Here is a 19,367-nt window from a genome sequence, read left to right on the forward strand (position 1 = left end):
GTGCCGTTGTAGGTGGGGAAGTTCGTCGGAGCATTCGCGCCGACGTTCGGGCCACCGCCTGGAGCCTGCGCGCCGGGGAGCCCGACCGTGGTCGTCGGCGCAGCTGTCGCCGTCGTGGACGGCGCACTCAGGCACGGGTTGATGATCTCTGGCGGGATGGGCGCACCGGGTGGCAGCGACGCAATGAGGTTCAGGTAGATCTGATGATCGCGTGCCCGTACCGCTGCGCAGTCTTCTGCCGGTCCTGCGGAGGAGGTCGGGGCGAAGATCAGCAGCGCCAGCAGTGCGATCACCATTGCGGCGAGCACCACCACGGTGGAGATCACCGTGGTCGGTGAGGTGCGGTCGAACCGGCGCGCAGGCTTCACCGGCGATCACCCGTGTTCGACTTCTTCCGAAATTCGGCGATGAGTGTGTCTGCGCCCCACCAGAACACCCGTCCTGCGATCGACATCCACAGAAAGAATGCCAGATACACCAGAATCGTCCCGTAATCGGTGGCCCATCCACCGAGGCGTCCGATCACCGCAAAGGCCGCGATCAACAACGCGAGCCCGAAGACAGTCGCGATCACAGCCTTCGAGGTCTGACTCAGTTCACTGTCACGATCCCATTCCTGTTTCGAGGATTCGGTGCGAGAGCGGACGGGTTCGGTGGACGAATCCCGCCCCGATCCAGGCGGGATGTAGGGCAGCGCGTTCTCTGCCGTGATGTCGCGGCGGGTGGGTGAGGTCATCGGGGCGTTCGGTGAGGTGGTCATCGGAGGTGAATGCCTTTCCCCGCCAACTAAAAACGCGGGACTCGAGATACCCGACACCAGCCTAGGAACGGGCGGCCACCGGGAGGAGATGCAGCAGTGGACAGGAAGAGGGTGCGCTCTACCAGGGGCAGTTGACGTACGAGGTAGCTCCGGCGAGCCACCCACCTGCCGGCGGGAGATAGAACTGGTACGAGGCGCACCCGTTCGGATACTGGGCAGCAATTGCCGTCCGGCGCGCCAGGACATCAGCCGACACGTCGATCACGGTCTCCCACCCGGGAACGGGGATCATGACGTTCGCGTTCGAGAGTGCCGTCACGATTCCACTGTCGCGGGCCGCCACGGTCAAGGCGTGGCCCAGGGGAACCTGCACCACCGGTGCACCGTACTGCGCCGGAACCGGCCCCTCGAACATCACGGGAGCAGCCATTGCGGCCGGGGCGGTAGCGAGCAGAATCCCGCCGACAGCGAGTGATGCAGCCGCGGTCGTGGCTGCGATTCTCTTCGTGCGAGTCAAAGACATGATGCTCCTTTGATGGATGGAAAAGTGGAAAGTGTTGGGTAACAGCGCCAACGGCTGCCCAGCACATGAACCGAGTGAACCGAGACGTGCGCTTGTGGGCGCGGAATGCCGTTGACGACAGTCCTGGATCAGAGCCAGGTGGGATCGGAGTACACAAACACACTGTTGTCCGAGACGGCTGTCGACACCGCGAACTGCGCGTACGAACGGATCGTCACCGGGCCCATGCACGCATCGACCTTGACGTTCACGTTCTCCGCCGTGATCGACGCTTTCGCAGCCTCGAGGTCCTTCTTGCCGAGCGGGATCGTGGWGATCGTGCCCGGTGTGCGAYGGTGGTCTGGATGCTCGGGTTCACCGAGGCGTTCACGCCGATGTTCGCCGACGGAACCCCCGAAATGCTGACCCCGACGGACGGGCCGAGGGAAAAACCAAGTCCCACGCCGAGGCCGGAGGACACATCGATTTGGCAACCGATCTGCAACCCCTGCTCGACATAGCCCGTCTTCACCGCAGAATCACCTGCTCCGGAGATGGTGCCGGTGACCTTCGCCGACACGAACCCCTCGCGAGTGAACGCTGTTGTCGCCAGGTTCGGGACCGGGTTCGCCGAAAGTTTGGTAGCCGTCAGATCCAACGTCCAACCGTCGTCGGTGACCGTGCTCGCGAACTTGTCCGGCARCGCCGTCGGGGTCGCCGACGCACTGGCTGCGAACGCGAGAGAACCCGCCATCAGCACGGCCGACACCGCAGCACAAGCACCCACAGCCTTACCGATACGGCGCTTTCCTACTCGGGCCCGAGCGGTCTCGACGGTCGTGGTGGCCATGGTCGGTCTCCCTGGTTTGTTCACGCGAAGGGTGTGACGAGCCTCATGATCACGAAATGGTGACCGATGGTTCATGGGCAGTGATTATTCGGCAACCCGACACCGATAGGTGTTGACAGCCGGGACGAGGGTTATCTCGTCGCGGCGGTGCGGCGAGGTCCGACTGCTGCTTCGGCGAGTCGGGCGTAGCCCGGTGAGTCGGCGGGAACCTTCCGGCGTTGATCGGAGATGCGCAGCTTCGCGGCGACATTGGCCAACAGTTCCAGTGAGGTAGCGGAGAGGCCATTCGCGGCCAGAAGTAGGTCTTTCAATTCCTGGTCGTCGAGATGGTCGACGATATCGGCGTCCTGGGCCTCGACGAGGCCGCGGTCGCCGGCCCAGGGGACGGTGAAGAAGTATCCGGGGGAGACGCCGAAGTAGTCGGCCAATGCGGCCACGACCTCATCGGGCGGGCTCGTGCGAACACCGCACCGCAGTTGGGAGAGATATGGTGTCGAGATCCGACAGCCTCGCTCGAGAAGGCCTCTCGCTACCGCTGTGTTCGTCAAACGCCGCCCTCGTCGGGCTGCGTCGACGGTGGCGAAAAGTTCGTTCAACCGGACCTGGAACACGTCCTCGCCGGCTACCCGCCCGACCATCAACTGACTCACTTTCTTCTGTCTACCTTTCGTGCTGCGAGGTGAGAATGTCAGCGAGATAAGCGGATGCCCGGTCCTGCGACGCGCTGCGGGACCGCGCGGCCGGGACCACCCACACGCGAGAGCTTCACCGCAGGTTGCGGGCCGGGTCGAGCAGTAGCGTCACGGTGCGGAATTGTTGTTCGGCACTGGCTGCTAGAAAGGCACACCGATCCGCGCGCACGCCCGAATCCGCAGTGGCCGTGTCCTTGTCGGCTGCGGCCGGACAGTCGAGAGAGGTGAACCGGTCGACGCTGCGGTCGAATATCTCGATCGGTGAGGAACTCTGACCTGTCCACGCCCGCGCCAGACCAGCTGCAGTCGATTCGTCGATACTTCGCACCAACGCGGACTTGCGACCCAGGGAGTCCGCGCACAACGATGCCTGGAAACGGCACGAGAATTCGACTTCGGTACCGAATTCGGCGCACTCGGATGCGCACCGCTCACCCGCGCCGGCACTCAGGCTGTCGACGGAGCCGGCTCCTGGCGAGCAACCCGCTGACATGATCGCCGCGACCGCGAGAGTACCGATCGCACATCGGCGAACAACGGTGATACGGACACGGTGATGCACGGTTTCCTGCATGCCGGGTTCAGCTCTTCTCTACCAGGCGCTTTCGGCGTTGAAGATGTTCCCCTGATTGATCGCGGGGTCGACGAGATACAGCCCGACACGACCGCCGGGGTGCGAGGCTGCCTCGTCGACGAACTGATCGCCGGTGACCGGGGTCCATGCTCCGGTGTACCAGATGGAATCGTGCGGCAACCCGACAGTCCAGGCGTCGCCGAATGCGGCGTTGATCAGATTGCCCGCGTTGATCTGGCTCGCGACGACCGTCTCGTGGTGATCGAGAATGACTCCGACGTAGCCGTTTCCCGATACCGGAGTCGCCGCCGAGGCAGAGCCTGCGCCGGCAATCGCCACAGCTCCAGCAGCCGCCGGGATGGCCAGAGCAGCAACGATCTTGAGTGCACGCGTCATCGAATGAGCCTTTCCTCGTTCGGATCCAGCCAAATGGTCGAACCCGAGTTCTCGAAACCCGGAACGGGGTTCCCGTGTCTCCAGTGAACGACACGCGGCAAACAATCGGCAACCTTTCGGGGTTACTTGCGAGTCAGATCACACCAGCAATCACCATTCGCCGACCGTGTCGATGGCGGATGCCCATTCTGTACGAACGATTCCCCGCCGGTGAGACCTAAGGCGGGAATCAGGCTTCGCCCAGTGGGCTTGGATCCAACGCCGATGCGCGCAAGGTTGCTGGGTGGCATTGAAAGAGGAACTTATCCCATGGATACCGGTTGTCCGGTTTACAATCTAGTTGCGTGGCCGCACGGATGATTGACCGCGCACCGAAAGAGGCCATCTGGGTTGTGTGCTCAACGCAGGTGGCGTTTAACCGCCCCGGTTCGACGTGCAGGGCCGGGGTCTCGGTCGCGGTGCTGTGAACAGTCGCCACAGTGGGGTGGACGTTGCCACGCCATCGTCCGGACTCAGGGTTGTTGCAACTGAGCATAATGCCACCCGAAATGCATCGCCGATAACATATATTATGTCATTCTATAAATGAAAGTCGATGCACTGCAACGAAATACATCCACGGTGAACGTAAATCGTCAGTATCGAGTGTTGGCGCTACCAGAGTGAGAGCGGACGTCCTGCGGCCTCGGCCGCAGCGATGCGCTCGTCGATGACGTCGCTTCTTACGTGGTTCTATCCTGGTACGGATCGCGGCGGCGATGGCGCGAGTGCGACCCGCGGGTCCCCGGACGTCGGCGAGTGGGCTGGCGATGTTGCGTCGCCGAGGCTCGTATTCGCTGTAGTTGCTGCGATTGGTGCCCAACCGCATGTGTGCCGGGTTGGTGCAGCCGGCGAGGTTGCATTGATGGCACAGCGCGGCGTCGTCGGTGTTGGACCAGCCCAAACTCGAAATGACACCGTATTCGAGCTGGTAGGCGAACAAATGCGCCGGCACGGTTCCGCGGCGAGACGGTCCGGGCAGGGGCGCTGCCCGGAAGGAACCATGCCCGGTCGAGGACACCCCGCCGATCCAGGGCCAGCACTGATTCCGGCGGCGTCGGTAACGCTTGGACTCGAACCGAGAAATGACGGCAGGATCGTCGAGCCAAGAACGCCACAGACGCTCCGGAATGCGTACAGGCTGGGGCTGCCCGATCAACGTCATCTGGAACGCCGGCAGCGCGGGAGTGCTGTCGGGCATGCCGGGCAGCGGCAATGAAGCATCGCTCACGAACGTCATCGCCTGCTCCTGGCACTCGATCCGGACTGTTACCCGAGCTGACTGTAGGAGCGTGCACCGACAGGACCACTCCGCGTCGACCTCGGATGGACGTGGGTAACAGCTCCAGCGAGTGATGGCGGCATCGAGCACACTCAGCCCCCTGCTCTGTCAGAGCGTGTGTCGCTGGGCCCCGAACGCGGTTGCCGCGAAGTTGCTCTGCCAGAATTAGGAAGATGACCGACAAAAACGGCACAAGCAAAGATGTGACTGCAGTAGGTTCCCGCGTGCGAATCACGGTGTCAGACTCCGATGCCGGTGGCAGCGTGGCATGCACGGGTGTGGTGATCGAGGACTACCAGGACATGGTCATCGGCCGCGGTTCGGTGGGGCGGGACTGGGCTCCGGTGCAGCGGTGGGCGATCGCACTCGATGACGGGCGCCTGGTCTTCGCGAACGACGAAGACCTGACTGAGGCCGACTAAGGTCGTTGCGCGGTCCAGCGACCGCTTCTCGGGTCCCCGCGAGACCCCTGGAGCGGTAGCCGCGTGACACGCTGGCCCGAGGATGCTCGCGGTCGTCACTATCGCGTCAGACGCCACCAAGCACCGATCAATTTCAGTCGGGCGTCATCGCACTAACAAGCTCAGCTCGTTTTACGTCTGAATCGGCCCGGTCGTATCCAGGTCTTAAGGGAAAATCGTTTGGTGCGTTCAGCGGCGGGGCGCTCCACGTGATGGTCTTCTGTGTATCGCTGGTCCGGCTTCTTCGAGCAGGACTCGACACCCTCACTTGGCAAGGGGGACATCAACGGTGACAAGTAAGCCGACCTTCCGTTCGCTGGATGAGGATCGTCCTGCGCGAGCTGCCGGAGCATGGGTTCGATATCTTCGAAAACACTGTCCTTGCGCACGCCGTAGCTCGTGGGTTTGCCGAATCCTTCGATCGACCTGAGAGCGGATTTCGCCCCGGCCGGATCATCCCGTGCGATCGCGAGGCCCCCTCGGAGGACATAGTGCATGCGATGGTGATCGGACTGTGCCCGCTGCAGACGTACCTCTGCAGTGGAAAGAACGTGTTCGAATAGTGCGAGCGCATCACCTCCAGCATCTCGAAGAATCGCCAAAAACATCGCGATACCAGTGTCAAGCATCGCGATACCAACATTGTTAACTTTCTCCAGAACTTCGTCAGGAAAAAGATCGAGTGGAGGTTGCGCCAGTTCGTCGAGCGTCTCCAGATCCGCGAGGGCTCGCGAATACTGCATCGAATACGTGAAAGCTTCAGCTCGCAATCCCAAAAGTTCGATCCGTTGCAGCATGGGTATCTCGACAGACAACTCTCCCGTAGCCAATTCGATCGCCAAAGCATCCGCACCGCCCTTACTAATCAGGCTGGTGATTCCCTGTATCGACGCAGACAGAGCGGCTGGTACCGACTGCGGAATCTTCGACTTCAAGACGTCGACCCGCCGAAGAAGGCCCTTCACATCACCAGCGGATGAGATGCCAATCGTCATCAGCATGGCGTGATAGTTCTGAGTGATAATCGAAAGGGAAGGCAGCTCGTCCGGATCTGAATCGACGGTTCGAGCTTCAAGAGAATTAATTCCTATCTCCGCAATGGGAAGAATTTCGGAAATCGAAAAACCGCGTTGAATATTCACATCAATCAGCTGTAACGCAGTCTTAGTCACAGCCAGATCAACGCGCATTTGCGGGTATGCAGCAGAAAGCTGCCTCAGCTGCTGCAGCCCGTACTTGAGTGCAACGGCTGATTCGTCGAGGCGACCCTGAAAACGAAACGCAAGGGCTAGATTGCCGGCAAGTACGCTCGTTGTTATCGAGGCGAGAGAATCATTGAACGAGAGACCTGTGATGCAGGCAGCATGCGGACTAACAGTATGGACATGGTCGTACTGTTCTAACTCTATATAGTGCTGAAGCCACCGATCGACGTGAAACGCGGCGCGTATCAGTGCGTCCTCTGAACGCTCAGTGCCAATCACTCGCTCAATGCGCGAACGAAGAACAAGCTGAGTGATGCGATTAATCGAGATGGTGTCAGACAAAAACTTAGAATGCCCGCCATCTATCAGGTGATATCGTCGCTGAATAAGTGAACGTGATCGTAGAAGTTTGATGATGTCGTCGACGGTATTCCGATCGCATGATTCGGTTGGGCCCTTCAGTCCGCTTTCGACCATACTTTCTTCCGAAATAAGCGCTGCGGCAAAGAGTAGCTGAATCGGAATATCGTCCTTGGCGAAATAGGCGGCTGTGTGAAGAATCCCAACGGCCCATGACGTGACCTCATTCTCGGAAGAGTTCCCGTTGGATATGGATTCGAGACCTTCCACCGCCAGCTCGATCGCGCGGACAAGGGTCCGCGGATAGCCTTCAGGAATTGCAGAGTCATCTGCGATGGCACGGGAAGCTAATCCTGCAAGGTAGGTATCAGTTGTTTGTTCAAGTGAGGTTTGCGCGGCCGCGATGTAGCCCGCTGCCATCGCGAGCGCCAATGGCCAGTGCTCTAACGCGGCCGCGAGGCGGCCCAGGACAACCGCATCGCGCGATTCTGCGCCAAGTAATTTGCTGAGCAGCTCCACGGACTCCGATTGTTCCAGTAGTTCAACAGTTTCACTCCGCCTACCGTTCCACGAACTACCGTTCAGTGTTGTAACAATGATGTCGCCGTCACCAACCAGGGGAAGCCAATCTGCAACCGCATGCATGTCGTTCGCGTTATCGACAATGAGCAACCATGAACCGGGATGTCTCGATAGTGCCAGAGTTATTGCTGCTGGGTTAACCTCCTCGGCGTCGCCGGATTCGCTATTCGAGGGGAACGCGGAAATCAAGTCGCTGAACGAGCTTCGAATCGTGTTCTCGTCGGTGGCGTTAATCCAAGCCATGAACTCGTAGGCATGGTGATTCTCGTACGCATATTCGGCAGCAAGCGAAGACTTGCCAATGCCCGACTGACCTCGCAGGACAAAGAACCCCGGAATACGTGGTCTTCGACCGGTGTCAAGCCCGTGCGCGATCTTTACCATATAGTCAGGGCGCGAAAGCCGTGGCAACGGCGGCCACGCACCAATGGTATTGCCCCAGTCGTATTCTCCGAGTACCGATGCCGCAGTCGCCGGGTCGACGCGAAGCCACTGAGCAGCGTCTTGACGAGTAACTCTCGTACGAGAGAGTCCTGCGGCACTCTGAAAGATACGGTCAACGAGATAGCCAACTACCAAACCTGATGCCTCCGAACCCGTTCCGATTCGGTGCGCGGTGCGGATGCCCCGTACTCTGGCATGAATCCTCCGACGGTAGTCGGCTACTGTGCCCTCCACAATCGTTATGCGGCAGGCATCCAGTCGGGCTCGTTCCTCGGGGGACCATTCAGTGAAGAGGGACGGGTTCGCATCAACTTCGGCCTGACTATCGCCATTTCGAAGCGCCTTACTCAGGCGTTCAGCAGGCCGGGATAGCTTCCGGTTGGTGATGAGCTCGTAGTGATCAGACTGGCTCGATCTGACCAGTTTGAGCAGAATTTCAAGAACGTCATTCGGACTGAACTTCGGTCCGCGATCAGGATTTTCGATCGACTTTATCTGCGCTATCAGCGTCTGACCTTGCATGCCTCCAGACATCGCAAGGTCGACGGCATAATCGTTCGCGGCATCTGGGGACCACGTTTCTTCAACGTACATGGTGTCGAATTCGATCGAATCTTCCACCATGTCAAGAAGATGCGAAGCCGTGACAAGGTACTGGAAGTGAAATCCTCGCGCTGCAGCCTGACCACTCACAAACCCCCCTTGCTGTAATAGATAGCCAGTTTAACCACGAAACCGCCGAACTGCTCGGGCGCGAACGGCTACTAAGCGACCTACCGACCGGCGCCAACTATCGCATCGGTCGCGCGATCAACTTGGCCACGATCGGATGGCTTCGACCGAACAATCACGGATGGACCACTAAATGGGTGGTTCTCCTCACAACGACCGGAATTTCAAGCACAGCGCAGGGGAACACCCGACCTGACGAGCGTGCCGACAACGAAAACTCAGAAGCGATAGAGATCGAATTGTGAACCCTCGAACGGGAGTTCTCTCACCGGCACACTATCCCCGATCACCCTCGCAGCCGACTGAACCGCACGATCCAACTGGCGCTGATCATGCACACTGTCCGACCAGAAACATCGCTCCACCGACGTGTCGATCACCTCGGAATCCGACACGACCGCTGCCGCATACCTATCAGCAAGCTCGCCCCCATCCCGATACGGACTGTCCTCCACCAAGCCGACATACGGAACATTCGGCGCGGGAAAAGCACTATCCAAAAAGTGGTGCGGACCCGCGTACACCATCAACCCGAAGTCCTCGAAGCCCAACACCGCCGCCATACCACCACGTCGGCGGCCAGGATTGATCGTGTTCTCCCCTCCCAAACGAGAGGTTTTCTCGCGCAGGTACGGACATACCATCGCCGAATACAGAACACACGACAAATGCATCGGCACATCCCGATCATTGGCAAGGGGACGCTGATACATCCGAATCGTCGCGGCATCTCCCTGCGCGAAAGCCCGATACACAGGCCGGCCGCGGGGCATCTCGAAACCACACACCGCGCACCCGCGGCGCATCACCAAAGCAACATTCCGAAAAGGAGACGTGCTACTCAACACCGGCACACCATCCACCCACGCAGACTCCGCCGGAACAACGAAACCCCGCCTATCCCGTGGCAAACCCTCGATCCACGGCGCAGGATCAGGAACAACTCGTCTCATGAAACCCCCTGTTCAGCGAACAAACCGCTCAAATCACGGCGACGAGTAATACATTCGAAAACTGCCAGCAGCGACCGACTGACCGGACACCGCCGAACTGTTCGCGGTCTGTTCCGCGATCGATCCACGGTATGGATAGTGACTCTATCCATATCGTGGATAGTGCTACTATCCACTTGTGAAGTCAAGGAAGGACGAGTGAAGGTTTCTGAACTCAGTCAGCGCAGCGGGGTGTCGGTGGCTTCCATCAAGTACTACCTGCGTGAGGGCCTGCTGACGGGCGGTGTGCATACGGCCACCAATCAGGCCGTGTACAGCGAGCAGCACATTCGGCGATTGCGTCTGATTCGCTCCTTGATCGATATCGGCGGTCTCTCGATTTCGCATGTGCGTGCCACTCTCGCGGCAGTTGACGATGAATCGATGCCCATGCACGACGCATTCGGGGCGGTAATGCACGGTCTCGACGAGGTGCCCGCCGATACCCGGCCCACCGACATCGAAACGGCCTACGACGAAGTGCAGGAATGGCTTTCGTCCAGGGACTGGCACATCGAGTCGGACGCGCCCGCGCCGCATCGGCTGGCCGAACTTGTCGCTACGCTGCGCCGGTTCGATTTCCCGACAGCGCTCACCGATTTCGACAGTGTCGCCGAGATGGTCGAGCGGACTGCGCAGATCGAAGTGGAATACGCCCGGGCCATGCCGGATCGCACGGCTGCCGTCGAGACGATGCTCATCGGAACCGTAATACTCGAACGAGCCATCGTCGAGGTTCGCCGACTAGCCCTCGAAGCCGCCAGCGCCCGGATCGACAACGCGCCGCGTACGTAGCTGTGATCAGTCGGGTCCTCACTGCGCCATACATATTGTGTGGCAAGCAGTTCCAAAGGTCCTTCGCGAAAGAATGCATCTGGGCAGATCGAATCCGCCCGGTTGATCTTGCCCTCGCGTCGTCACTCCCTCCAATCCGCAGGTATTAATCATTCTTACGTATTGTCTGCAAAAGGCCGTTAGCGTGACGTCAATTGTCCGCTATTTACGGAGGTAGAGATGTCGGCGTTTCGATCCGTGCTGGTCATACTAGGCGGCCTGGCACTACTGATCGGCTCGTCTGCCGGCGCCACTGCGATGGCCAAGCCTCAGTACCCCGTTCCCTATGATCTCTTCGTTCAGGACTCCGTCCGTGATCCGTACGGATCCGCAGTGGGCTCCAATGACTGGAATTGTGTACCTTCACCGGCACATCCGGAGCCTGTGGTTCTTCTACACGGACTGGGAGCCAATCGGTTCAATCTATTCACCACAATCTCACCGCTGCTGGCCAATGAAGGGTACTGCGTTTTCGCACTCACCTACGGCATCGACAAGAGCCTGCCTGCGCCGTTCGATTCGGTGGGCGGTCTGGGGCAGTTCGATGACAGTGCAGCGGAAGTTGCGGAGTTCGTCGATCGTGTTCGAGGCTCCACCGGCGCACAGAAGGTCAGCATCGTGGCAATTTCGGAGGGCACTCTCGTCGGAGACTACTACGTCAAACATCTTGGCGGAGAGCGCGTTGTGGACAAATTTGTGTCATTGGGTCCGCTTTGGCGTGGATCTCTCGGGACTGGTCCGAACGGTGATGGCCAGTGGATCCTCGACCTAGCGCCTGATGACGCGCGGACGGTGGTTCCATTCTGTGCGGGTTGCCCTCAAGGGCTACCGGCTTCGGATTTCCTGGCCAAGTTATGGGCGGGTGCCGAGACCGGAGTTGCCGGGCCTTATGCGCCGACAGTGACGTACACGAACATCATGACGCGATACGACCAGTTAGTGGTTCCGTATACCAGTGGATATGTCGAAGCACCTAACGCCACGAATATCGTTGTGCAGGATGGATGTTCGCAGGATTTCTCGGACCATTTGGCGCTTGCAGCGTCCAGGGTGGCAACAGGCCATGTGCTCCATGCCTTGGATCCGGAGGACGCCCGCGCAGTGCCCTGTGTATTTGTGACGCCGTTTCGCGGGGATTGATCCGCTCGCGGGATTGTGCAGCCGAGCAAGAAATTTCAAGGCGGCTCCCAGACGCTATGTTACTTCTTGGCTGCGGCGTCGGTAGAGCCACAACGCGCACACCGTCGATGCGGGCGTATACGCAAGACCTCAGCTACTGGTAAGCGCGCCGACGACATGAACCAGCATGAACGTGACGAGGAACGTCAAAAGGGCGCGCCGCCGGGGCCACCGCATGCTGGCGATAGCTATCAACGGAGCACCGATGGTCATCCCGACTGCGAAGGCCGAGGTGAGGAGTCCGGCGGCAGGACCGAGACCCCCGGCGGTGGGGGCCGGGACCCCTGGATCACGGGCCATGTTCGGTATGAGACCGGACAAAACGAATGAGTACGTCGGGCGTGTCCTGGTAGTGGAGGGATTCTCAGAAACTCCGCACAGGCTGTGAGTAAGCGTGGGTAGGTAGAAGTCTGACTCGTCGGATGATGTGTGTCGTAGTAAATGACAGTCTGGCGCTGATCTGGCGGGCATAGTCCAGCGCCAGATCGGTCTCGGTACGTCGGGATTTCGGAGGGCCACTTGCTGGCCGGGTGCAGGTGGGGATGCTTAGACGATCGGGCTGTTTGTGATGTGTCGTTAATCAGTCGTTTTGAACCTAACCGACCCGCGTTCTGCGTTGTGAGGGCTATCGCATCCGCAGTCGAGGCGGGGGATGCACGGTGAAGAAGGCAGTCGTCGCGGCGTTTGGGGAACGACTGCGTCGACGACGTTTGCCGCGATCGGCATGGTCAGGGTAGTGCTGCGAGTGCTTCCTGGAGTCCTGGGTAGGTGGGGTCTTCGGCGAGGATTTTTTCGATGCTCTTGCGTGCGGCTGCTTTCCGGTTCTGGGAGAGATCGACCTGGGCGCGTTCGAGGAGAGCACGGTGGCGCACCTCGGAGGCGCGGGAGCGGATTCGTAGTGCTTCTTTGAAGCTTTCGCGCGCTGCTTCGTTGTATCCGAGCTGAGCGAATGCTCGTCCGCGCAGTGCGAACAGTAGCGCGGTGGCGTCGTCCTCGTTGGTGATGCCGTTGGTCAGATCGACAACGTCTTGGTGCCGGTCGGCGGAACTGTAGAGATCGGCCAGCGAGAGTGCTGCGTGAGCTGTCGCGGTCGCGTATTCGACTGTCCAGATCGCGGCGGGGAGGTCGTCGGCGCCTTGGTGCAATTCGGCGGCGGCGAGGATGAGGACGTCGTCGCTGATGCGCAGGGCAGCTGTGACGCCGTGGACGATTTCTACTGGCCACCTGCGTTCGGGGAGATACCTCTGCACGAAGGGATCAGTGGGCAGGTTGACGTGTTGGGCGACGACCCATCCGAGGAGTGAACGTGCTCGGTGGGCGGCGGCGGGGTTGGTGTCGGCGAATTCGAAGTGCAGCAAGCCTTCCAATGCGGCTGCGAGGATTCGCAGGTTCGGGGCGATGTGCCCGTGCCGTTGAGCGACGCCGACGTAGTCGGCTGGTGTCCGTGAGTGCAGGATCTGGAACAGTTCACGCTCCCAGGCCGGCAGGCTGCGCAAAACCTAGCGAAAGAACCTCTCCCGAACCAACGTCACAGTCGTTCAGTGGGTTCGTCAGGGCAGCCCAAGTGCGATCGCAAGAGCTTTGTTCAGTTTGACCACTGTCGCGGGGGCGAGCGATCCCGCAGGCCTGCTCGCGGCGATCTCGTCGTCGAAGAGCTGGATGAGGTCATCCGTCAGGATCGAACCAACGAGAGGATCCGCGGCCCCGAGAGGGACGGCCGTCGGAACACCGGGCTTCGGTGTGGTGGTCACACGGGCGGCGAGGACCGTGTTCAAGTTGCGATTCCGGACATTGTTGGACACCACCACCCACGGCTTCTCGCCGTGCCCCATGTCGAACCAGTAGATCTGCCCGCGAAGCGCGGCCGTCATTCGCCGTAGGCCTGGTCGACACGCTCGGCGTAGCGATTACGGCGCGTTCGCTGCTCACCCAGCCCCTCTGCCTGATCCTTCGCAAGCTCGGCATAGCCAGCCTCGAGTTCGCCGCGGCGCCGGTGCTCCGGTATGCCAGCCGCCCAGAAATCACCTTCGATAGGAGGGATCTCCTCTTTGATTGCGGATTCGACTGGCCCCGTAGCCGCCGGCTGAGATGTGGGGCCGTGGGAGCGGGCGCAGATAGCTCGTTTGAGCTGTGTGGGAACCCTGGCAGTGAGGCACGCGACCGTGGCTTTCAATCATTTCTGCATCTGAGAAGTCAACCAGGTTCGACGTTGGCGAACTCCTCCATCGCTACGGGGTCAGGTTGCGGATCCTTGAACCCGTCGTTCATCGATAGCTATCTGCTTGTCGATTCGCGGGTTGCTTGCTGGACGGTCACCAAGCTTTGGATCGGGAAGTGTCGATCGGTGCCCTGGCCGGGCACTTCTCTTGTGGCGTGGCCCGTCGGTTCGGTGTATGCCTTCCGTTCATCCGACCTCTACCTGCATTTTCGATGTAATTTGACTTGCGGCACAAACGGGGATGTTTACGTGACGCAACGTAACGTCTATTCCATTCTCAAACTATGCCCGCCAAAGTTGCTGCACAAGGACGACCCCGCCGCGCCGAGGTCGATACGAACATCATCGACGCCGCCCTGGTCGAGATGAAAAGCAAGGGGCTCTCGCATCTGACATTGGAAGCAGTCGCTGTTCGAGCGGGAGTAGGCCGGCCGACGGTGTACCGGCGCTATCGCAACAAGGAAGAACTAGTCCGCGCGGTTCTGATGGCAAAGGTGCTCAGCTTGTCGATCCAGAAGACCGATGACCCAGTGGAAGATCTCATTTCGATGGCCGTGACATTTGCCCACGACCTCGACAAGTCCGGACTGTTGTCGGTAGTCATCTCCGCTCACGCCGAAGCGCGACACAATCCGGTCATGGCGGAGGTGTTGAAAACCGACTATCTGCTTCCCCGAAATACTTCGATCGTGGAGTCGATTCAGCGCGCACTCGGCTCGGACGATCTCGTTCCGGTCGATCCGGAGACTGTGCGGGACTTGCTGTTCGGGCCACTGATATACCGCCTGTTGATCGTCGGCGACAACGTGACCTCGGCCGGATTGCGAGAACTCGCCGAGACTGCCATATCAGGCATCCGAACAACGAAGCAACGTCCATGAACACCCGAGTTCCCCGATGGTTGACCTGGGGCCTGCTCGCGGCGTGGACCGCTCATGACATCGAAGAACTTGTCACCATGCCGGAATGGGCCCGAAAAGCGCGGAATCGCACCATCTTCGGAGTTCCGGCTCCGATTCCTGAAATGTCTGAGCAGCAGGCCGCCGTGTCGATCGGATTGACCGGGTTGATGATGGCGGTCGCTGCCAGGGAAGGCGCGCGGACGGGTGGGCGCAGTCGACTCTTCCAATGGGCACTTGCCGCTTTCGGATGGCACAGCGTCAGTCATGTCGCCTCATCGGTGATCTGGCGCGGGTATACCCCCGGTGTTGCCACTGTTGTTCCCGTAGTCGTGCCGTTCTATCTACTCACGCGAAGCGAGCTGAAGAGGCAAGGAGTTGCGGTCGACAATCGCCGCTTGGCTCCTGGCGCGCTCATCCTCTTCGTCCTGACCTTGGCCATAGCGCACAGCGCTGCACGCATGGTGTAAACGCAACCGCGACACCGTCCCGATCTCCCAGGAGCTCATATGACGACAACACTGGTCAATCACTCGAAAAACGCCGCCGACATCGTCGCTCACGCGGTCACCACCACACGAGCAGCGGCCCCGGCATGGGCCGCAGCGAAGCGGCAACCGCACCTCTTGTTGTGGAAACGACTCATCCACTCCAGGTCCGACGAACTCATCGACCTCGTCTGCGCCGAAACCGGCAAGTCTCACGTCGACGCCACCGTCGAGGTCACCCTTGCGCTCGAGCACCTCGATTGGGCTGCGCGGAACGCCTCCCGTGTGATGTCGGAACAGCGCGTCCCTCGACGCTTGTTGGCGTTCAACCAATCCGCTGTCATCCGCAGACAACCCTTTGGCGTCGTCGGCGTCATCGGGCCGTGGAACTATCTAGTCTTCACTCCCATGGGATCCATCTCCTACGCTTTGGCAACAGGAAATGCCGTCGTGTTCAAGCCGAGTGAATACACTCCGCGAACGGGACAATGGCTGGCGCAAACCTTCGCTGAAGCTGTCCCACAACACCACGTCTTCGAATTCGTCATCGGAGACGGCAGAACCGGGCAACACCTGTGTGAAGCCGAGATCGACAAACTCGCCTTCACCGGTTCGGGCCCCACCGGCCGAAAAGTCATGGCCGCGTGCGCCGAACGACTTGTCCCGGTCGTCATGGAACTCGGCGGTAAAGACGCCGCCATCATCGCCGACGACGCCGACCTCGTCGCCGCAGCCCGATCGGTGCTGTGGGGAGCGACCTTCAACTCCGGCCAGAGTTGCGCCGGCATCGAAATCGCGATCGTCGTCTCCGGCGTATACGACGAGTTCCTCGAGCACCTCACCCAACAGGCGAAAGACCTGGTAGCCGGGGTCGACTACGGTGAAATGACCACCTCAGCCCAACGGGAGATCGTCGAACGACACGTCGCATCCGCTGTCGACGCCGGCGCCCGCACGGTCGTCGGGTCAACCACCCCCATTGACGGCCGTGTCTGCGAACCAGTCATTCTGACCGACGTACCATCCGATCACCCAGCAATGACGGACGAAACCTTCGGCCCCACAGTCCTTGTCGTTCGAGCATCGAACATCGATGACGCCGTTGCCATCGCGAACCGAAGTCGCTACGGACTCGGGGCAGCGGTGTTCTCCCGTCGTCACGGCGACAGCATCGCGCGGCGCCTCGAGGTGGGGATGGCGTCGGTCAACGACGTTCTGGCGTTCGGGTCCTCACCTGAACTGCCTTTCGGTGGTGTGAAAGGCTCTGGATTTGGACGTATTCACGGCGATGACGGACTACGCGAATTCACCACCGCGCAAGCGATTACACGACGTCAGTTCCGCTCACCGGTTCGGATCTCGGAGCCGAAACCTCGTCACATTGATCAGGTAGCCTTGAAAATTGTGGGCACTATCATTGGTCGATTCTAGGTTTTGATCAGGCGATCTATGAGGGCTCTTACGGCGAAGGCCGTTACTTCGCTGTGGTTCTTTGGCAGTGAGAGGGCCTGTTCCGAATCTTATCGACTGGTCGAAGAGACTGGGGCGGCTGAGTTTGCGCTGATTTGTCGGGGTGAGGATCCTGGGCGGCACAGAAGTGCTCTTTGCTTTCAACGATTTCCAATGGTCTGAAACCTCAACCGAGTTTGGGTAGATGCTATGCCGCGAGTAATGGACGGAACCCCCATCAAGGCCTTCGCGGGTTTCGGGGTGTCAGGATCGGCCCACTAGGTGCTGCGGGGTGAGGCGGATGATGACCCGTCTCGCTTCGGGATCTTTTTCGGTCCAATTACTTCCGGTGTATGCGAGTGACAGCCGTTGGATGAGGTCTCCGTCCGGGTCGTCGACGATGATTGCACTTCCTCGAAGTTCGATGCGGCGCATCGGGTTCTCAGAGTCAGTGATGCTGATACTGATACGTGGATCGCGGACTATGTTGGTGTGTTTGCGGCGCCCCTCGACGGTCGAGAATGCCACAGTGTTGTCGTCGTGTGTTATCCAGACTGGGGACAGTTGGGGTGAGCCGTCTGGCTCGATTGTGCCGACGGTGGCGATATGGGGAGCGTTGGTCAGATCTGATGCCAAGGTTGCGAGTTCTTGTTGGTTCATCTTCGCTCTTCTCGGTTGGCCGATTTGTCTAGGTGGTCTCGATGGATTTTGCGACTGCGACTCCGCCGGCGACGGCGGCGAGGAACAGAACGACACCGAACACGGTTACCGCTGTGGGAATGGATGTGGCGTCGATCAGGTAACCGGCAACCAGGGGCAGTATTCCTGCGGGGATGTAGCCGCCGATGTTCATCAATGCATTTCCTTGTGCCCGAGATGTAGGGGGAACATGCATTCCGATCAGCGTGAGCCCCCCGAGTTGGCCGAGGCCTTGGCCTGCGCCGGCAAGGAGTGCGGAAACGATGAGTAGTGCTGCGGCGTCAGATTGGACGGCACCGTACAGCGCGAGCATCGACAGTGCGGTGGATGTTGCGCCGCCGATGAAGATTGTTCGGATCTGAGCGCGAGCCACGGCAAATTGGATGCCTGTGGCGACGAGGAACATCGCGCATGCAGTTCCACCCGCGACCAACGGACTCGTAACTCCTAACTGCCGGGCAAGCAACGAAGGGCCGAGGGAAAGGACGAATGAGGTTGCAGTAATCCCCGGTCCGAAGACCGCGATACCGAACAGCACGTAACGGCGAAAATGCCGGGGGACCGACGGCAGACGTAGCTGAAACGGACTGCGATCATCGATGTCTGCGAGGTTGGTAAGTGGGCGGGAACGGACGACAGCGATAGTGGCGATGACAATGAGTAGCGCTTCCGCACCGAACACCCAGGTGACTGGCTCATCAAGGTACTGAGCCATGATTCCTGCGAACAGTGGGCCGAGTCCGGCCCCGAGGACCATGGCAACGGATGCGAGTCGCGCGGCGGTCGCGCGAAGGGTGTCGCCTCCTGCATCGACGACGGAAGCCATTCCGGCAGAGACGATGACGCCGACCGAGATGCCGGTGAGCAGTCGCGCAACTATCAACATGGCGACGTTGTCGGCGATGAGGAAGAGGGCGCTGGCAGCCAATGCGACGACGAGTCCGGGCAGAAGTACGCGTGGGCGACCGAAATGGTCGGATAGTTGCCCCGCAACAAGGAGCGTCAGAAGTAGGCCGAGGATGTATGCGCCGAAAATGACCGTGAGCATGCCCGAGCTGAACCCGATGCTCTGTTGCCAATGGACGTAGAGCGGCGTCGGTGAATTCGAGAGCACGAATACTGCCGTGACGACGAAGGCCGCGGACATTACCGCAGGCATGGATCCGGGCACGGGTGTCGACGAGTGCGTGGAGGGCTGAACCTCAGAGCTTGTCATGGAGTCTTCCCTTCGGAATCATGTACGTAAATATTCGTACTGACAGGACCATAGTCGTATTGGTTCGAAGTTTCTAGTGCAACTTCCGGCTCGCATTCGTACCGGTTCGACAAAACTAGTATTGGATGTATTCTGCAGTTATGGTCACAATCGCGGTTCCTGAAGTCACAGATGAGTACCTGCCACCTCCCATCGAAGAGCCATCAGTCGACGAACTCGACCTCGCCGCAATTTTCGGCGCGCTCTCGACCCCCATCCGCCTCGAGATCGTCAGACGTTTGCTCGCCGACTCCGTCGAATACGACCACCCGTGTAGTTGGTTCGGCTTCGATCGACCGAAATCGTCACTGACGCACCATTTCAAGGCTCTACGAGAAGCCGGATTGATCAGGCAACGCCAATACGGAATGGAGCGGCGCAGTCGCGTGCGGTACCAGGATCTCGAACGTCGATTTCCGGGACTTCTCGATCTGATAGCCAGAGGCTGAACAACTTTCGACGCATGCTCGCCCAA

Annotated in this window: 21 protein-coding genes and 2 pseudogenes; 7 read left to right on the top strand and 16 right to left on the bottom strand. The window is 59.9% G+C overall.

Features of this window, described 5'->3' with window-relative positions:
- The 9 genes and pseudogenes from AC1DVN_RS30015 to AC1DVN_RS30055 all read right to left on the bottom strand — a co-directional run.
- Positions 1-368, bottom strand: a pseudogene (locus tag AC1DVN_RS30015) (hypothetical protein); the annotation flags it as partial.
- Complete coding sequence (locus AC1DVN_RS30020; RefSeq protein WP_477848248.1) at positions 365-760, bottom strand: hypothetical protein; 396 nt, start codon at positions 758-760, stop codon at positions 365-367. The gene AC1DVN_RS30020 and the pseudogene AC1DVN_RS30015, both read right to left, overlap by 4 nt.
- A 118-nt stretch (positions 761-878) precedes the next feature.
- Positions 879-1,283: a hypothetical protein gene (locus tag AC1DVN_RS30025; protein ID WP_477994731.1), complete on the bottom strand. Its 405-nt coding sequence runs from the start codon at positions 1,281-1,283 to the stop codon at positions 879-881.
- A gap of 128 nt (positions 1,284-1,411) precedes the next feature.
- Positions 1,412-1,600 (bottom strand): MspA family porin, encoded by a 189-nt coding sequence (locus AC1DVN_RS30030; protein ID WP_477994743.1) that lies wholly within the window; start codon positions 1,598-1,600, stop codon positions 1,412-1,414.
- Positions 1,531-2,112, bottom strand: coding sequence for an MspA family porin (locus AC1DVN_RS30035; protein ID WP_477994733.1), 582 nt, complete (start codon positions 2,110-2,112; stop codon positions 1,531-1,533). Before AC1DVN_RS30035 ends, AC1DVN_RS30030 begins: the two co-directional genes overlap by 70 nt.
- 131 nt (positions 2,113-2,243) lie before the next feature.
- Complete coding sequence (locus tag AC1DVN_RS30040) at positions 2,244-2,762, bottom strand: helix-turn-helix domain-containing protein (RefSeq protein WP_477848026.1); 519 nt, start codon at positions 2,760-2,762, stop codon at positions 2,244-2,246.
- 115 nt (positions 2,763-2,877) lie between these two features.
- On the bottom strand, positions 2,878-3,378 hold the full coding sequence (locus AC1DVN_RS30045; protein WP_019750010.1) for a hypothetical protein: 501 nt from the start codon (positions 3,376-3,378) through the stop codon (positions 2,878-2,880).
- Between the two features lie 18 nt (positions 3,379-3,396).
- Entirely contained in the window at positions 3,397-3,774 is a 378-nt protein-coding gene (locus AC1DVN_RS30050) for a hypothetical protein (protein WP_019750009.1), read from the bottom strand.
- Between the two features lie 654 nt (positions 3,775-4,428).
- Positions 4,429-5,053, bottom strand: a pseudogene (locus tag AC1DVN_RS30055) (hypothetical protein).
- 215 nt (positions 5,054-5,268) lie between these two features.
- Between AC1DVN_RS30055 and AC1DVN_RS30060 the strand changes: the two are divergent.
- Positions 5,269-5,517 carry a hypothetical protein gene (locus AC1DVN_RS30060; protein ID WP_477848028.1) on the top strand — a complete coding sequence of 83 codons (249 nt, stop codon included), beginning with the start codon at positions 5,269-5,271 and terminating at the stop codon, positions 5,515-5,517.
- Positions 5,518-5,678: 161 nt separating this feature from the next.
- On the opposite strand, the gene AC1DVN_RS30065 is transcribed toward AC1DVN_RS30060, so the two are convergent.
- Both AC1DVN_RS30065 and AC1DVN_RS30070 read right to left on the bottom strand, forming a co-directional pair.
- The gene (locus AC1DVN_RS30065) at positions 5,679-8,840 is read right to left on the bottom strand and encodes an AAA family ATPase (protein WP_477994734.1); all 3,162 of its coding nucleotides are present in this window, start codon (positions 8,838-8,840) and stop codon (positions 5,679-5,681) included.
- Between the two features lie 257 nt (positions 8,841-9,097).
- On the bottom strand, positions 9,098-9,742 hold the full coding sequence (locus AC1DVN_RS30070; protein WP_477848032.1) for a hypothetical protein: 645 nt from the start codon (positions 9,740-9,742) through the stop codon (positions 9,098-9,100).
- Positions 9,743-10,030: 288 nt separating this feature from the next.
- Here AC1DVN_RS30070 and AC1DVN_RS30075 point away from each other — a divergent pair, with 288 nt between their 5' ends.
- Positions 10,031-10,666, top strand: a complete 636-nt coding sequence (locus AC1DVN_RS30075; RefSeq protein WP_477848034.1) for a MerR family transcriptional regulator — start codon at positions 10,031-10,033, stop codon at positions 10,664-10,666.
- 219 nt (positions 10,667-10,885) lie between these two features.
- Entirely contained in the window at positions 10,886-11,845 is a 960-nt protein-coding gene (locus AC1DVN_RS30080) for an esterase/lipase family protein (protein ID WP_477848036.1), read from the top strand.
- Between the two features lie 129 nt (positions 11,846-11,974).
- Here AC1DVN_RS30080 and AC1DVN_RS30085 read toward each other — a convergent pair whose 3' ends face one another.
- The 3 genes from AC1DVN_RS30085 to AC1DVN_RS30095 all read right to left on the bottom strand — a co-directional run bounded on the left by AC1DVN_RS30085 (position 11,975) and on the right by AC1DVN_RS30095 (position 13,755).
- A complete protein-coding gene (locus AC1DVN_RS30085; RefSeq protein WP_477848038.1) occupies positions 11,975-12,184 on the bottom strand; it encodes a hypothetical protein in 210 nt (69 codons plus the stop codon).
- 428 nt (positions 12,185-12,612) lie between these two features.
- Entirely contained in the window at positions 12,613-13,380 is a 768-nt protein-coding gene (locus AC1DVN_RS30090; protein ID WP_477848040.1) for a hypothetical protein, read from the bottom strand.
- 54 nt (positions 13,381-13,434) lie between these two features.
- Complete coding sequence (locus AC1DVN_RS30095; RefSeq protein ID WP_477848042.1) at positions 13,435-13,755, bottom strand: type II toxin-antitoxin system PemK/MazF family toxin; 321 nt, start codon at positions 13,753-13,755, stop codon at positions 13,435-13,437.
- A 631-nt stretch (positions 13,756-14,386) separates the two neighbouring features.
- Here AC1DVN_RS30095 and AC1DVN_RS30100 point away from each other — a divergent pair.
- Genes AC1DVN_RS30100 through AC1DVN_RS30110 form a run of 3 tightly spaced genes read left to right on the top strand, consistent with a single transcriptional unit; the run spans position 14,387 to position 16,920 of the window.
- Positions 14,387-14,983, top strand: coding sequence for a TetR/AcrR family transcriptional regulator (locus tag AC1DVN_RS30100; RefSeq protein WP_477848046.1), 597 nt, complete (start codon positions 14,387-14,389; stop codon positions 14,981-14,983).
- Positions 14,980-15,471, top strand: coding sequence for an HXXEE domain-containing protein (locus AC1DVN_RS30105; RefSeq protein ID WP_477848048.1), 492 nt, complete (start codon positions 14,980-14,982; stop codon positions 15,469-15,471). The genes AC1DVN_RS30100 and AC1DVN_RS30105 overlap by 4 nt, the downstream gene beginning before the upstream one ends.
- Positions 15,472-15,510: 39 nt before the next feature.
- Positions 15,511-16,920: an aldehyde dehydrogenase family protein gene (locus tag AC1DVN_RS30110; RefSeq protein ID WP_477994736.1), complete on the top strand. Its 1,410-nt coding sequence runs from the start codon at positions 15,511-15,513 to the stop codon at positions 16,918-16,920.
- Between the two features lie 282 nt (positions 16,921-17,202).
- Here the strand turns inward: AC1DVN_RS30110 and AC1DVN_RS30115 are convergent, their stop codons facing one another.
- A complete protein-coding gene (locus AC1DVN_RS30115) occupies positions 17,203-17,598 on the bottom strand; it encodes a PPOX class F420-dependent oxidoreductase (RefSeq protein ID WP_477848052.1) in 396 nt (131 codons plus the stop codon).
- Between the two features lie 28 nt (positions 17,599-17,626).
- A complete protein-coding gene (locus AC1DVN_RS30120; RefSeq protein WP_477848054.1) occupies positions 17,627-18,853 on the bottom strand; it encodes an MFS transporter in 1,227 nt (408 codons plus the stop codon).
- Positions 18,854-18,993: 140 nt separating this feature from the next.
- Between AC1DVN_RS30120 and AC1DVN_RS30125 the strand changes: the two genes are divergently transcribed.
- Positions 18,994-19,341 (top strand): ArsR/SmtB family transcription factor, encoded by a 348-nt coding sequence (locus tag AC1DVN_RS30125; RefSeq protein WP_477848056.1) that lies wholly within the window; start codon positions 18,994-18,996, stop codon positions 19,339-19,341.
- Positions 19,342-19,367: the final 26 nt, after the last annotated feature.

The organism is Rhodococcus sp. P4_E4 (assembly GCF_056401575.1).